This window comes from Enterobacter sp. MGH 33 (assembly GCF_000534535.1).
Taxonomy (GTDB): domain Bacteria; phylum Pseudomonadota; class Gammaproteobacteria; order Enterobacterales; family Enterobacteriaceae; genus Enterobacter; species Enterobacter hormaechei_C.
On sequence record NZ_KI973212.1, the window covers coordinates 684,986 to 698,984 of the forward strand.

The 13,999-nt window shown below is 56.1% G+C and carries 13 protein-coding genes and 1 tRNA gene; 13 read left to right on the forward strand and 1 reads right to left on the reverse strand.

All coding sequences use genetic code 11. From position 1 onward, the window contains the following. Nucleotides 1–17: 17 nt before the first annotated feature. Nucleotides 18–93 (forward strand) — tRNA-Gly (locus L379_RS20580). Nucleotides 94–363: 270 nt separating this feature from the next. Here L379_RS20580 and queG read toward each other — a convergent pair. Further along, a complete protein-coding gene (gene queG, locus L379_RS20575) occupies nt 364–1,503 on the reverse strand; it encodes a tRNA epoxyqueuosine(34) reductase QueG (RefSeq protein ID WP_015572463.1) in 1,140 nt (379 codons plus the stop codon). Between queG and nnr the strand changes: the two genes are divergently transcribed. From nnr to nsrR, 12 genes are all read left to right on the forward strand, one after another. Next, on the forward strand, nt 1,502–3,025 hold the full coding sequence (gene nnr, locus L379_RS20570) for a bifunctional ADP-dependent NAD(P)H-hydrate dehydratase/NAD(P)H-hydrate epimerase (RefSeq protein WP_032652281.1): 1,524 nt from the start codon (nt 1,502–1,504) through the stop codon (nt 3,023–3,025). The genes queG and nnr overlap by 2 nt on opposite strands. Then, nucleotides 3,018–3,479 (forward strand): tRNA (adenosine(37)-N6)-threonylcarbamoyltransferase complex ATPase subunit type 1 TsaE, encoded by a 462-nt coding sequence (gene tsaE, locus L379_RS20565; protein WP_003855970.1) that lies wholly within the window; start codon nt 3,018–3,020, stop codon nt 3,477–3,479. The genes nnr and tsaE overlap by 8 nt, the downstream gene beginning before the upstream one ends. A gap of 16 nt (nt 3,480–3,495) precedes the next feature. After that, entirely contained in the window at nt 3,496–4,833 is a 1,338-nt protein-coding gene (gene amiB, locus L379_RS20560; protein WP_015572465.1) for an N-acetylmuramoyl-L-alanine amidase AmiB, read from the forward strand. Nucleotides 4,834–4,842: 9 nt separating this feature from the next. Next, nucleotides 4,843–6,687 (forward strand): DNA mismatch repair endonuclease MutL, encoded by a 1,845-nt coding sequence (gene mutL / locus L379_RS20555; protein WP_032652284.1) that lies wholly within the window; start codon nt 4,843–4,845, stop codon nt 6,685–6,687. After that, entirely contained in the window at nt 6,680–7,630 is a 951-nt protein-coding gene (gene miaA / locus L379_RS20550; protein WP_023302956.1) for a tRNA (adenosine(37)-N6)-dimethylallyltransferase MiaA, read from the forward strand. The genes mutL and miaA overlap by 8 nt, the downstream gene beginning before the upstream one ends. A gap of 85 nt (nt 7,631–7,715) precedes the next feature. Then, nucleotides 7,716–8,027: an RNA chaperone Hfq gene (gene hfq / locus L379_RS20545; protein WP_003855990.1), complete on the forward strand. Its 312-nt coding sequence runs from the start codon at nt 7,716–7,718 to the stop codon at nt 8,025–8,027. 74 nt (nt 8,028–8,101) lie between these two features. After that, the gene (gene hflX, locus L379_RS20540) at nt 8,102–9,382 is read left to right on the forward strand and encodes a ribosome rescue GTPase HflX (protein WP_003855991.1); all 1,281 of its coding nucleotides are present in this window, start codon (nt 8,102–8,104) and stop codon (nt 9,380–9,382) included. Nucleotides 9,383–9,438: 56 nt separating this feature from the next. Next, nucleotides 9,439–10,698, forward strand: coding sequence for an FtsH protease activity modulator HflK (gene hflK, locus L379_RS20535; protein ID WP_003855992.1), 1,260 nt, complete (start codon nt 9,439–9,441; stop codon nt 10,696–10,698). 2 nt (nt 10,699–10,700) lie between these two features. Continuing rightward, nucleotides 10,701–11,705: a protease modulator HflC gene (gene hflC / locus L379_RS20530; RefSeq protein WP_003855994.1), complete on the forward strand. Its 1,005-nt coding sequence runs from the start codon at nt 10,701–10,703 to the stop codon at nt 11,703–11,705. Nucleotides 11,706–11,776: 71 nt separating this feature from the next. After that, nucleotides 11,777–11,974, forward strand: a complete 198-nt coding sequence (locus L379_RS20525) for a DUF2065 domain-containing protein (RefSeq protein WP_003855996.1) — start codon at nt 11,777–11,779, stop codon at nt 11,972–11,974. A 103-nt stretch (nt 11,975–12,077) separates the two neighbouring features. Further along, a complete protein-coding gene (locus L379_RS20520) occupies nt 12,078–13,376 on the forward strand; it encodes an adenylosuccinate synthase (protein WP_032652286.1) in 1,299 nt (432 codons plus the stop codon). Nucleotides 13,377–13,568: 192 nt separating this feature from the next. After that, a complete protein-coding gene (gene nsrR, locus L379_RS20515) occupies nt 13,569–13,994 on the forward strand; it encodes a nitric oxide-sensing transcriptional repressor NsrR (protein ID WP_003855998.1) in 426 nt (141 codons plus the stop codon). The last annotated feature ends 5 nt before the right edge of the window (nt 13,995–13,999 follow it).

Here is a 13,999-nt window from a genome sequence, read left to right on the forward strand (position 1 = left end):
AGCACCAGAACACCCAAGCGGGAATAGCTCAGTTGGTAGAGCACGACCTTGCCAAGGTCGGGGTCGCGAGTTCGAGTCTCGTTTCCCGCTCCAAATTCTTCTTCATCTCCAGATTATCCACAGCGAAGTGCTTCGTTGGGGACGTTTTCTATTATGTCTGAAATACTCTTGTGAACAGAGTTATCCACAGAAACCGTGATAAAACCAGTCTGTACGAAATGTTAGCAGGGTGAATAATATCTTCGTAATTCATTGTAATTTATGAAGAAAATTTGATTTCAAAATGTTATTGAGATCACTTGACCTGTTTGCCAGAGCTGATGGCGCCTGAATTCTTATTTTTATTCACAGCCTGTGAATATATCACACATCCCGCGGCAGCCCTTTTTCAATCACCCTGACCAGGCGCTGTTTCTTCGGTAACTGCACTTCAACCACGCCGGCATTTCGCTTCTCAATTTGCTGCGCAATCGCCCATTCTATGTGCTCATCAAGAAGTGGGTGCTCACCTCTACGGCTTTCGAGCGCCTGAAGATTTGCTTCATCCCACGGGGCATTCCCCAGCGCAACGGCCACATTACGCAGCCAGCGCAGGTGGCCGATACGACGTATGGCGGAACCCTCCGTCACCTTCAGGAACCAGGCTTCGCTCCAGGCGAACAGTTCGATCAACTGCGGGGCATGTAACGCCTTGCGCGGACTGAAGTCTTCTTCGTCCGTCAACTGTGAATAACGGTTCCACGGACAAATCAGCTGACAGTCATCACAGCCGTAGATGCGGTTGCCGATAAGCGGACGAAATTCCTCTGGAATGGCGCCTTCCAGCTCGATAGTGAGATAAGAGATACAGCGGCGCGCATCAACGGTATACGGTTCGACAATAGCGCCCGTTGGGCAGATGGTCATACAGGCCACACAGCGACCACAGCCTTCTTCCACCGGACCGTCTACCGGCAGGGGTAAATCAATCAGCAGTTCACCCAGGAAAAAGAATGAGCCCGCGTCGCGGCTTAAGATAAGTGAGTGCTTACCTGTCCAGCCGAGCCCGGCTTTTTCGGCGATCGGGCGCTCAAGAATAGGCGCAGAATCGACAAAGGGTCTAAAATTCAGCGAAACACAGTGCTGCTGAATGGTTTCCCCGAGCTTTTTTAGACGGTTGCGCAGAAGTTTATGGTAGTCACGTCCCAGAGCGTATCGGCTGACGTAACCCAGCGAAGGATTTTTTAGCGTGCGCGCAAAGGCCGCGTTAGCAGGCAGATAGTTCATGCGTACGCTAATAACGCGCAGCGTACCCGGCAACAGCTCGTGGGGGCGGGCACGCATCATACCGTGACGCGCCATCCACTCCATCTCGCCGTGGTATTGTTTATCCAGCCATGCCTGGAGCTTAGGCTCGCTGGCAGAGAGGTCGGTGTCAGTAATACCGACCTTCTGGAAGCCCAGTTCAGCACCCCACTGTTTTATTTTTTGCGCTAATTCATTGAGATCGAGGGGCTGTGACATGACGGACCATACTGTGAAGAAAAACCCCGCAAGTATACCACATTCCATCTGGCATGCGGATGACCTCCGTCGGGCCGAGAAAGAGGCCGCAGATAGCCTGGGCATTACCCTTTACGAACTGATGCAGCGCGCGGGCGAGGCGGCGTTTAACGTGGCGCGCACGGCTTATCCGGATGCCTCGCACTATCTAGTCCTGTGCGGACACGGCAATAACGGTGGCGATGGTTATGTGGTGGCTCGTCTTGCGGTGGCGGCGGGGCTGCGCGTCACCCTGCTGGCGCTGGAGAGCGACAAGCCGTTACCGGAAGAAGCGGGCATGGCGAGAGAGGCCTGGCTGAATGCGGGGGGCATTATTCATGCGCCTGATATCGTCTGGCCCGAGGATGTCGACGTGATTGTTGATGGTCTGCTGGGGACGGGACTGATGCGCGCGCCTCGCGATGACGTCGCCGCGCTGATTACGCGCGCTAATGCGCACCCCGCCCCGGTGGTAGCGCTGGATATTCCCTCCGGCCTGATGGCGCAAACCGGCGTGACGCCGGGCGTGTCGATTGAGGCGGCGCGCACCGTGACCTTTATCGCCCTGAAGCCGGGTTTACTGACCGGGAAAGCGCGGGATGTCGTGGGCACGTTACACCACAACGCCCTGGGGCTGGAAAACTGGCTGGCCGGACAGGATACCCACATCACCCGCTTTGATGCCTCCCTGCTTGCACAGTGGCTGCCGCCGCGTCGTCCCACGTCCCATAAGGGCGACCATGGCCGACTGCTGATTATCGGCGGCGATCGCGGCACGGCAGGTGCGATTCGTATGACCGGAGAGGCCGCGTTGCGCAGCGGCGCCGGATTAATACGCGTGCTGACCCGCAGCGAAAACATCCCGCCCATTATTACCGCGCGGCCGGAGCTGATGGTCCACGAGCTTACCCCGCAGGCGATTGAAGAGGGTCTTGAGTGGGCGGACGTGGTGGTCATTGGTCCGGGCCTGGGTCAGCAGGAGTGGGGTAAACAGGCCCTGCAAAAGGCCGAGAATTTTCGTAAACCGATGCTCTGGGATGCCGACGCGCTTAACCTTCTGGCAATAAACCCGGATAAGCGTCACAATCGCATTCTGACGCCGCACCCCGGCGAAGCCGCACGGCTGCTTAACTGTAGCGTGGCAGAAATTGAAAGCGATCGCTTATTTTCAGCCCAACGTCTGGTAAAACGTTACGGAGGTGTTGCCGTTTTGAAAGGGGCGGGGACCGTTATCGCCAGCGATGGTGCGATGGGCATCGTTGATGCCGGTAATGCAGGCATGGCGAGCGGCGGCATGGGCGATGTGCTCTCTGGCATCATTGGCGCATTGCTCGGACAGAAACTTCCCCTTTATGATGCAGCCTGTGCCGGCTGCGTGGCCCACGGTGCGGCGGCTGACAGGCTGGCTGCTTGTTACGGAACGCGCGGTATGCTGGCCACCGATCTTTTTTGCACGCTGCGGCGTGTTGTTAACCCGGATGTGATTGACGTAGAAAATGACTAATCGAGCGATTCCTTTACCTGATGAACAAGCCACTTTAGATCTCGGCAAGCGCGTGGCGCAGGCCTGTCAGGGGGCGACCGTCATTTATCTGTATGGTGATTTAGGCGCGGGTAAAACAACCTTCAGCCGTGGCTTTTTGCAGGCGTTAGGCCATAACGGGAACGTAAAAAGCCCGACCTATACGCTGGTAGAACCGTACACGCTTGAAAATATCATGGTGTACCACTTTGATTTATATCGTCTTGCGGATCCTGAGGAGCTGGAATTTATGGGGATCCGCGATTACTTTGCCAACGACGCCATCTGCCTGGTGGAGTGGCCGCAACAAGGTGCGGGTGTGCTGCCTGACCCGGATGTCGAAATTCACTTAGATTACCAGGCACAAGGGCGTGAGGCGCGCATCAGTGCGGTTTCCTCATCAGGCTGTTCCTTACTGGCGCGTTTAGCCGGTTGAGCGTAGGGATAACGGGATGATTAATCGCGTTAAAGGTTGGGTGCTGGCTGCCACGGTCCTGCTGTGCGCGCAGGCCGGGGCGGCCAGCCTCTCGGATATTCAGGTGTCGAATGGCGATAGCCAGGCCCGCATTACGTTCAGCTTTATGGGCGATCCTGAATATGCTTTCTCACAAATCGACAGCCGCAGCGTGGCGCTCGATATTAAACAGACCGGGGTGATCCAGGGGCTGCCGCTCCAGTTCAGCGGCAACAATCTGGTGAAAAGCATCCGTTCGGGGACGCCGAAGGATGCGCAGTCTCTGCGTCTGGTGGTCGATCTCACCGAAAAGGGCAAAACGAAGGCGGTTAAGCAGCAAAACGGCGCCAATTATACGGTGGTCTTTACCATTAATGCGGATGTTCCGCCGCCACCGCCTGCACCTGTTGTAGCAAAACGGGTGGAGGCGCCGGTTTATACCCCAAGGCCGTCTGAGCCAGCCCGTAATCCGTTTAAATCACAAAATGACCGACTTACCGCCGTGACCAGCAGCAACACGGTGACGCGTCCGGCGGTCAGCGCGCGGCGTACGCCGGTCAGTGGCGACAAAGTGATTATCGCCATCGACGCCGGACACGGCGGGCAAGATCCTGGCGCGATTGGCCCGGGCGGCACGCGGGAGAAAAACGTCACTATCGCCATTGCCCGTAAGCTGCGTGCGCTTCTGAATGACGATCCGATGTTTAAAGGGGTCATGACCCGCGACGGAGATTACTTTATTTCAGTGATGGGACGCTCGGATGTGGCGCGTAAGCAAAACGCCAACTTCCTGGTGTCGATTCACGCGGATGCTGCGCCGAACCGTAACGCCACCGGCGCGTCGGTATGGGTGCTGTCGAACCGTCGCGCCAACAGTGAAATGGCGAACTGGCTTGAAGAGCACGAGAAGCAGTCTGAACTGTTAGGCGGGGCAGGCGATGTGCTGGCAAACAGCCAGGCCGATCCGTATCTCAGCCAGGCGGTGCTGGATTTACAGTTCGGTCATTCTCAGCGCGTCGGGTATGATGTCGCCACTAACGTACTGAGCCAGCTGCAAAGCATTGGATCGCTGCATAAGCGTCGTCCGGAGCATGCAAGCCTCGGTGTCCTGCGTTCGCCGGATATTCCGTCGATTCTGGTAGAGACGGGCTTTATCAGTAACAACGGCGAAGAGCGCCTGTTGGGCAGCGACAGCTATCAGCAGCAAATTGCCGAAGCGATTTATAACGGCCTGCGTAAATACTTTGACGCGCATCCGCTTCAGTCTGCGCCGCAGGGCGGGGCCGCCCAGACGGCAAGCGCCGCGCTGCCGGGTGAGATGACCGCGACTAATTAAGGAGAGTTCATGCCGATTCAGGTTCTACCGCCGCAGCTCGCGAACCAAATCGCCGCCGGTGAGGTGGTGGAACGCCCTGCGTCGGTGGTGAAGGAACTGGTGGAAAACAGCCTCGATGCAGGGGCGACCCGCATTGATATTGATATCGAACGCGGGGGCGCAAAGCTTATCCGCATTCGTGATAACGGCTGTGGCATCAAAAAGGACGAGCTGGCGCTGGCGCTGGCGCGTCATGCCACCAGTAAAATTGCCTCACTTGACGATCTGGAAGCGATTATCAGCCTGGGTTTTCGCGGCGAAGCGCTGGCCAGTATCAGCTCCGTTTCCCGCTTAACGTTGACCTCCCGCACGGCCGACCAGCAGGAAGCCTGGCAGGCCTACGCCGAAGGGCGTGATATGGACGTCACGGTTAAACCTGCGGCGCACCCGGTAGGCACCACGCTTGAAGTGCTGGATCTCTTCTATAACACGCCCGCCCGGCGCAAGTTTATGCGAACCGAGAAGACCGAATTCGGACATATCGACGAGATCATCCGCCGCATCGCGCTGGCGCGCTTTGATGTCACCCTCAACCTCAGCCATAACGGTAAGGTGATGCGCCAGTACCGCGCAGTGGCGGAGGGTGGACAAAAGGAGCGTCGGTTGGGCGCCATCTGCGGCACACCGTTTCTGGAAAAAGCGCTGGCCATTGAGTGGCAGCATGGCGATCTGGCCCTGCGCGGCTGGGTTGCCGATCCGAACGCCAGCAGCGCCGCGTTCGCAGAAATTCAGTATTGCTACGTCAACGGCCGCATGATGCGCGACCGCCTGATTAACCACGCTATTCGACAGGCCTGCGAAGATAAGCTCGGCGCCGATCAACAGCCCGCCTTTGTGCTTTATCTGGAGATCGACCCGCACCAGGTTGACGTTAACGTGCACCCCGCCAAGCACGAGGTGCGTTTCCACCAGTCGCGCCTGGTGCATGATTTCATCTACCAGGGCGTTGCCGCTGTATTGCAGCAGCAGGCAGAGCCAGAGTTGCCGCTGGCAAAAGAAGAGCCCGCGCCGCGCCCACTGCCGGAAAACCGCGTGGCGGCCGGGCGTAACCATTTTGCCGAACCGGCGGTCGCGCGCGAGCCGGCTGCTCCATGTTTATCCCCGGCGGGCAACGCGCCGCGACCAACCGGCGCCAACTATCCCAACGCTCAGCCGGGCTATCACAAACAGCAGGGGGCGCTGTACCGCAAACTGCTGGATACGCCGGCGGTGGAGCATAAAGAGCACATCACGGTTTCAACCCCTTCTCTGGATGGGCATAGCCAGAGTTTTGGTCGGGTATTGACCATTATTGCCCCCGACATGGCATTGCTTGAACGCGAAGGTAAACTCCTGTTGCTGGCGCTTTCCGTGGCGGAGCGCTGGCTCAAACAGGCGCAGTTAACTCCGGGGGTGAATGCCGCCTGCGCGCAGCCGCTGTTGATCCCCGTTCGCCTGAAAATATCCCCTGAAGAAACAGGGGTTTTGCGGCGCGTGCAGACGCAACTGGCCGAAATGGGGATTGAAATCGTACTGGACGCGCAGCATGTGACAATTCGCGCAGTGCCTTTACCCTTACGCCAACAAAATTTACAAAACTTGATTCCTGAACTGATAGGCTACCTGGCGCAGCAAACGACGTTTGATGCCGCCGATACCGCGCAGTGGATCGCCCGCCATCTGGCCAGCGAGCATGCACCGTGGAGTATGGCGCAGGCGATTACCGTTCTGGCGGAGGTGGAGCGCCTCTGTCCACAGCTGGTGAAAGCGCCTCCAGGTGGTTTGTTACAACCTGTTGATTTACAAACGGCGATGACCGCCCTGAAACATGACTGAAGTAAGTAAGGCGAGCCTGCCAAAGGCGATTTTTTTAATGGGGCCAACGGCCTCCGGCAAAACGGCGTTAGCCATTGAGTTACGTAAAGTTTTGCCAGTAGAGTTGATTAGCGTTGATTCAGCCCTCATTTACCGAGGGATGGACATCGGCACGGCGAAGCCCAACGCAGACGAACTGCGTGCGGCACCGCACCGTTTACTGGATATTCTCGACCCGGCACAGGCTTACTCCGCGGCAGATTTTCGCCGCGACGCCTTAGCCGAGATGGCCGAGATTACCGCCGCGGGACGCATACCGCTGTTAGTTGGCGGCACGATGCTCTACTTTAAGGCGCTGCTGGAGGGGTTATCGCCTCTGCCATCGGCCGATCCGGAAGTGAGAGCGAAGATTGAGCGGCAGGCGGCAGAGCAGGGGTGGGACGCTTTGCACAGGCAACTGGAAGAGATTGACCCGGTTGCCGCAGCGCGGATCCACCCAAACGATCCGCAAAGGCTTTCCCGGGCACTGGAAGTTTTTTTCATTTCGGGTAAAACTTTAACGGAACTGACGCAAACGTCAGGAGACGCTCTGCCGTATCAGGTGCATCAGTTCGCCATCGCCCCGGCGAGCCGTGAACTGCTCCATCAACGAATTGAGCAGCGTTTTCATCAGATGTTGGCTTCAGATTTTGAAGCAGAAGTGCGGGCGCTTTTTGCCCGTGGAGATTTGCATACGGACATGCCTTCCATTCGTTGTGTGGGATACCGCCAGATGTGGTCGTATCTTGAAGGTGAGATTTCATACGATGAAATGGTTTATCGAGGTGTTTGCGCCACGAGACAGTTAGCGAAGCGCCAGATCACCTGGTTACGCGGTTGGGAGGGTGTTCACTGGTTAGACAGTGAAAAACCACAACAGGCGTTAAACGAAGTGATTGAGGTTATTGGTGATATCGCTGACTGAATGTGTACAATTAAGCCGTATCGTGCGCAATTTTTCAGAATCGCAAGGTTCTAAGTACAAAACAAGCATATAAGGAAAAGATAGAATGGCTAAGGGGCAATCTTTACAAGATCCGTTCCTGAACGCATTGCGTCGGGAGCGTGTTCCAGTTTCTATTTATTTGGTGAATGGTATTAAGCTGCAAGGTCAGATTGAGTCTTTCGATCAGTTCGTGATCCTGTTGAAAAACACGGTCAGCCAGATGGTCTATAAGCACGCGATTTCTACTGTTGTTCCGTCCCGTCCGGTATCTCATCACAGCAATAACGCTGGCGGCGGCACTGGCAGTAACTACCATCACGGCAGCAACGCGCAGGGTTCTTCAACACCAGCGCAGGACAGCGAAGAAACCGAATAAGGTTTTGGGCTGTTATCCACACGGGGAGCCAGGGATCCTGCGTTCCCCGCTGATCTTTTTAGAGAGGTTTACGCTTGTTTGACCGTTATGACGCCGGTGAGCAGGCGGTGCTGGTACACATCTATTTTTCGCAAGACAAAGATATGGAAGACCTCCAGGAGTTTGAATCTCTGGTCTCTTCCGCCGGTGTCGAAGCAATGCAGGTGATTACCGGTAGCCGTAAAGCGCCGCACCCGAAGTACTTTGTTGGTGAAGGTAAAGCAGTTGAAATTGCGGATGCCGTAAAAGCAACCGGCGCATCCGTTGTGCTGTTTGATCATGCGCTGTCTCCGGCTCAGGAACGTAACCTGGAAGCTCTCTGCGAATGCCGTGTAATCGATCGCACGGGGTTGATCTTAGATATTTTTGCTCAGCGTGCGCGTACCCACGAGGGTAAGTTGCAGGTTGAGCTGGCGCAGTTGCGCCATCTGGCGACGCGTCTGGTGCGTGGCTGGACACACCTTGAAAGACAAAAAGGCGGGATTGGTTTGCGCGGCCCGGGTGAAACCCAGCTCGAAACCGACCGCCGTTTGCTGCGTGGGCGTATAACTCAGATCCTTTCACGTCTGGAACGTGTAGAGAAACAGCGCGAACAGGGGCGTCGGGCGCGAACGAAAGCCGATATCCCAACGGTGTCGCTGGTGGGTTATACCAACGCCGGTAAATCCACCCTGTTTAACCAGATAACCGAGGCCCAGGTGTATGCCGCAGACCAGCTGTTTGCGACCCTGGACCCAACCCTGCGCCGTATTGACGTCGCAGACGTGGGTGAAACGGTGCTGGCGGATACCGTAGGGTTTATCCGCCATCTGCCGCACGATCTGGTCGCGGCGTTTAAAGCGACGTTGCAGGAGACGCGTCAGGCGACCCTGCTGCTGCATGTGATTGATGCGGCAGACGTACGCGTGCAGGAGAACATCGACGCGGTGAACGTGGTGCTCGAAGAGATCGACGCCCACGAAATTCCCACCCTGTTGGTGATGAACAAGATCGATATGCTGGACGATTTCGAACCGCGTATCGACCGAGACGAAGAGAACAAACCGATTCGGGTCTGGCTGTCTGCTCAGGCCGGGATTGGTGTGCCACTGCTTTTCCAGGCTTTGACAGAACGTCTTTCCGGTGAGGTAGCTCAGCACACGCTGCGACTGCCGCCACAGGAAGGCAGGCTGCGCAGCCGGTTTTATCAGCTTCAGGCGATAGAAAAAGAGTGGATGGAGGATGACGGCAGCGTGGGGATGCAGGTGCGTATGCCGATCGTTGACTGGCGTCGCCTCTGTAAACAAGAACCTGCGCTGGCGGACTATATCGTCTGATCAGAAAGGGGAAGCCTGAAAAATTCGCCCTTGCATAACAAATATGGAGCATATACATGGCGTGGAATCAGCCCGGTAATAACGGACAAGACCGCGACCCGTGGGGAAGCAGCAATAATCAAGGCGGCAACTCTGGGGGAAATGGCAACAAAGGTGGTCGCGAGCAGGGGCCGCCGGATCTGGATGATATCTTCCGCAAACTGAGCAAAAAGCTTGGTGGCCTTGGCGGAGGAAAAGGTTCTGGCTCGGGTGGCAATTCCACTCAGAGTCCGCGCCCGCCAATGGGTGGCCGCGTGGTGGGCATTGTCGCCGCTGCGGTGGTAATCATCTGGGCAGCCAGCGGGTTCTACACCATTAAAGAAGCAGAACGCGGCGTGGTCACCCGTTTCGGTAAGTTCAGCCATCTGGTTGAACCGGGCCTGAACTGGAAGCCAACCTTCATTGATGACGTGACCGCGGTTAACGTGGAGTCCGTCCGTGAACTGGCCGCCTCTGGCGTGATGTTGACCTCTGACGAGAACGTGGTGCGCGTTGAGATGAACGTACAGTACCGCGTGACCGATCCGGAACGTTATCTGTTTAGCGTGACCAGCGCCGATGACAGCCTGCGTCAGGCAACCGACAGCGCCCTGCGTGGCGTGATCGGCAAATACACCATGGACCGTATCCTGACCGAAGGTCGTACCGTTATTCGTAGCGATACCCAGCGTGAGCTGGAAGAGACCATCCGTCCGTACAACATGGGTATCACCCTGCTGGACGTCAACTTCCAGGCTGCACGTCCGCCGGAAGAGGTGAAAGCGGCGTTTGACGATGCGATTGCCGCGCGTGAAAACGAACAGCAGTACATCCGTGAAGCGGAAGCGTACACCAACGAAGTTCAGCCGCGTGCAAACGGTCAGGCGCAGCGTATTCTGGAAGAAGCGCGTGCGTATAAGACCCAGACCATCCTGGAAGCACAGGGTGAAGTGGCTCGCTTCGCGAAGATCCTGCCGGAATATAAAGCCGCGCCGGAAATTACCCGTGAGCGTCTCTATATCGAGACCATGGAAAAAGTGCTGAGCCATACGCGTAAAGTGCTGGTTAACGACAACAAAGGCGGAAACCTGATGGTCCTGCCGCTGGATCAGATGCTGAAAGGCGGTTCTGCACCGGCAGCAAAAGACAACAGCGGTGCGAACAACCTGCTGCGTCTGCCACCGGCCTCGTCTGGCAGCGCCAGCGCGAACACAACGCCTTCTTCGAACGATGGTGACATTATGGACCAACGCCGTGCTAACGCGCAGCGTAACGACTACCAGCGTCAGGGGGAATAAGGATGCGTAAGTCAGTTATTGCGATCATCATCATCGTACTGGTCGTGCTCTACACCTCCATCTTTGTGGTGAAAGAGGGCGAGCGTGGGATCAAGTTCCAGTTCAGCAGCGTCGTGCGTGATGGCGACAAGCGTCCGGTGATTTATGAGCCGGGTCTGCACTTTAAGATCCCGTTCATTCAGTCAGTGAAAACGCTCGATGCGCGTATCCAGACCATGGATAACCAGGCCGATCGTTTCGTGACCAAAGAGAAGAAAGACCTGATCGTTGATTCCTATATCAAATGGCGCATCAGCGATTTCAGCCGCTACTTCCTGGCAACCGGGGGTGGCGACGTTTCTCAGGCAGAAGTGCTGCTGAAACGTAAGTTCTCTGACCGTCTGCGTTCTGAAATTGGTCGTCTGGATGTGAAAGACATCGTGACCGACTCCCGTGGCCGTCTGACGCTGGAAGTGCGTGATGCGCTGAACTCCGGCTCTGCGGGCACCGAGGATGAAGTTGAAACCCCGGCGGCAGACGATGCGATTGCCAAAGCGGCTGAACGTGTTCAGGCTGAAACCAACGGTAAAGTGCCGGTGATCAACCCGAACAGCATGGCGGCGCTGGGCATCGAAGTGGTTGATGTGCGCATCAAGCAGATCAACCTGCCAGCGGAAGTGTCCGAGGCGATCTACAACCGTATGCGCGCCGAGCGTGAAGCGGTAGCCCGTCGTCACCGTTCACAGGGTCAGGAAGAAGCGGAAAAACTGCGCGCCGCAGCGGACTATGAAGTCACCAAGACGCTGGCGGAATCTGAGCGCCAGGGTCGTATCCTGCGCGGTGAAGGTGATGCCGAAGCGGCGAAACTGTTTGCTGATGCATTCAGCCAGGATCCAGACTTCTACGCCTTCATCCGTAGTCTTCGCGCTTACGAGAATAGCTTCAAGAGCAACCAGGATGTGATGGTGCTCAGCCCGGACAGCGATTTCTTCCGTTATATGAAGACGCCGACCAACGCAACGCGATAAACTCAGGCTCGTTTGAGTATTCAAACCACCGCTCTTCACGGAGCGGTGGTTTTCTTTTATAAGGAACCAAAATGAATTCCACGATCTGGCTCGCACTGGCCCTGGTTTTGGTGCTGGAAGGCCTCGGCCCGATGCTTTATCCGCGCGCATGGCGCCGGATGATCGCGACAATGAGCCAACTCCCGGACAATATTTTGCGTCGTTTTGGCGGTGGTCTTGTGGTTGCCGGTATCGTTATCTACTACATGTTGAGGAAAACGATTGGCTGATCAAAAACTAACCGCAATTGGCATATTTTAGGGTCAAAAAGTGCTGTATATCTGAAAAAGCGATGGTAGAATCCATTTTTAAGCAAACGGTGATTTTGAAAAAATGGGTAACAACGTCGTCGTACTGGGCACCCAATGGGGTGACGAAGGTAAAGGGAAGATTGTTGATCTTCTGACTGAACGGGCTAAATATGTTGTACGCTACCAGGGCGGTCACAACGCAGGCCATACTCTCGTAATCAACGGTGAAAAAACCGTCCTCCATCTTATTCCATCAGGCATTCTTCGCGAAAACGTCACCAGCATCATCGGTAACGGCGTTGTGCTGTCTCCAGCAGCGCTGATGAAAGAGATGAAAGGTCTGGAAGACCGTGGTATCCCTGTTCGTGAGCGTCTGCTGCTCTCCGAAGCCTGCCCGCTGATCCTGGATTATCACGTGGCGCTGGACGTGGCGCGTGAAAAAGCGCGTGGCGCGAAAGCGATCGGCACCACCGGTCGTGGTATCGGCCCGGCTTACGAAGATAAAGTGGCTCGTCGCGGTCTGCGCGTGGGCGACCTCTTCGACAAAGCGACCTTCGCTGAAAAACTGAAAGAAGTGATGGAATATCACAACTTCCAGCTGGTGAACTTCTACAAAGCCGAAGCCGTTGACTACCAGAAAGTGCTGGATGACGTCATGGCGATTGCTGACATTCTGACCGGTATGGTTGTTGATGTGTCCGATCTGCTGGACCAGGCGCGCAAGCGTGGCGATTTCGTCATGTTTGAAGGTGCGCAGGGTACGCTGCTGGACATCGACCACGGTACCTATCCGTACGTAACGTCCTCTAACACCACCGCGGGTGGCGTGGCGACTGGCTCCGGCCTGGGCCCGCGTTATGTCGATTACGTTCTGGGCATCATCAAAGCGTACTCCACTCGCGTGGGTGCGGGTCCATTCCCGACCGAGCTGTTTGATGAGACCGGCGAGTTCCTCTGCAAGCAGGGTAACGAGTTTGGCGCGACCACCGGTCGTCGTCGTCGTACCGGCTGGCTGGACGCCGTTGCCGTACGTCGCGCAGTGCAGATCAACTCCCTGTCTGGCTTCTGCCTGACCAAGCTGGACGTACTGGACGGCCTGAAAGAAGTAAAAATCTGCGTAGGCTACCGTATGCCTGATGGCCGCGAAGTGACCACCACTCCGCTGGCTGCTGACGACTGGGAAGGCATTGAGCCAATTTACGAAACCATGCCGGGCTGGTCTGAGACCACATTTGGTGTGAAAGAGCGTAGTGACCTGCCAAAAGCCGCGCTGGACTACATCAAGCGCATTGAAGAACTGACCGAAGTGCCGATCGATATTATTTCTACCGGCCCGGATCGTACTGAAACGATGATCCTGCGCGACCCGTTCGACGCATAATCTTCGTGACTGCTGGCCTGCGGGGAAACCCGTAGGCCGGATAAGCGCAGCGCCATCCGGCGACCGCTCCTGGATCTCCGCTTTTTCGCCCCGTCTGTCAAATAAATTAGCCGCTAACTATCTGGCTGGTTTATCATCATTAATGAATATCTCTGCGGTTTGACCGCGTTTTCCCTTTTTCCTGAGGTTGATGTGCAGTTAACAAGTTTCACCGATTACGGCTTACGCGCGCTGATTTACATGGCGTCGTTACCCGATGGGAAGATGACCAGCATCTCTGAAGTCACAGAGGTGTACGGTGTGTCCCGTAATCATATGGTCAAAATAATCAATCAACTTAGTCGTGCCGGATACGTTGCTGCCGTCCGCGGGAAGAATGGAGGGATCCGTCTCGGTAAACCGGCGCAGAGTATCCGTATTGGCGATGTGGTACGTGAACTGGAGCCGCTCTCTCTGGTGAACTGTAGCAGCGCGTTCTGCCACATTACGCCCGCTTGCCGCCTGAAACAGGCGCTTTCAAAGGCCGTGCAAAGTTTTCTCAAGGAACTGGATAACTACACGCTGGCCGATTTGGTTGAAGAGAATCAACCGCTTTATAAATTATTGCTGGTGGAATGAAGAAA

Bases quoted from the DNA above. Each gene is read 5' to 3' on its own strand.
- nnr (WP_032652281.1), top strand. From the start codon at position 1,502: ATGACGGACCATACTGTGAAGAAAAACCCCGCAAGTATACCACATTCC.
- queG (WP_015572463.1), bottom strand. From the start codon at position 1,503: ATGTCACAGCCCCTCGATCTCAATGAATTAGCGCAAAAAATAAAACAG.
- tsaE (WP_003855970.1), top strand. From the start codon at position 3,018: ATGACTAATCGAGCGATTCCTTTACCTGATGAACAAGCCACTTTAGAT.
- amiB (WP_015572465.1), top strand. From the start codon at position 3,496: ATGATTAATCGCGTTAAAGGTTGGGTGCTGGCTGCCACGGTCCTGCTG.
- mutL (WP_032652284.1), top strand. From the start codon at position 4,843: ATGCCGATTCAGGTTCTACCGCCGCAGCTCGCGAACCAAATCGCCGCC.
- miaA (WP_023302956.1), top strand. From the start codon at position 6,680: ATGACTGAAGTAAGTAAGGCGAGCCTGCCAAAGGCGATTTTTTTAATG.
- hfq (WP_003855990.1), top strand. From the start codon at position 7,716: ATGGCTAAGGGGCAATCTTTACAAGATCCGTTCCTGAACGCATTGCGT.
- hflK (WP_003855992.1), top strand. From the start codon at position 9,439: ATGGCGTGGAATCAGCCCGGTAATAACGGACAAGACCGCGACCCGTGG.
- hflC (WP_003855994.1), top strand. From the start codon at position 10,701: ATGCGTAAGTCAGTTATTGCGATCATCATCATCGTACTGGTCGTGCTC.
- L379_RS20525 (WP_003855996.1), top strand. From the start codon at position 11,777: ATGAATTCCACGATCTGGCTCGCACTGGCCCTGGTTTTGGTGCTGGAA.
- L379_RS20520 (WP_032652286.1), top strand. From the start codon at position 12,078: ATGGGTAACAACGTCGTCGTACTGGGCACCCAATGGGGTGACGAAGGT.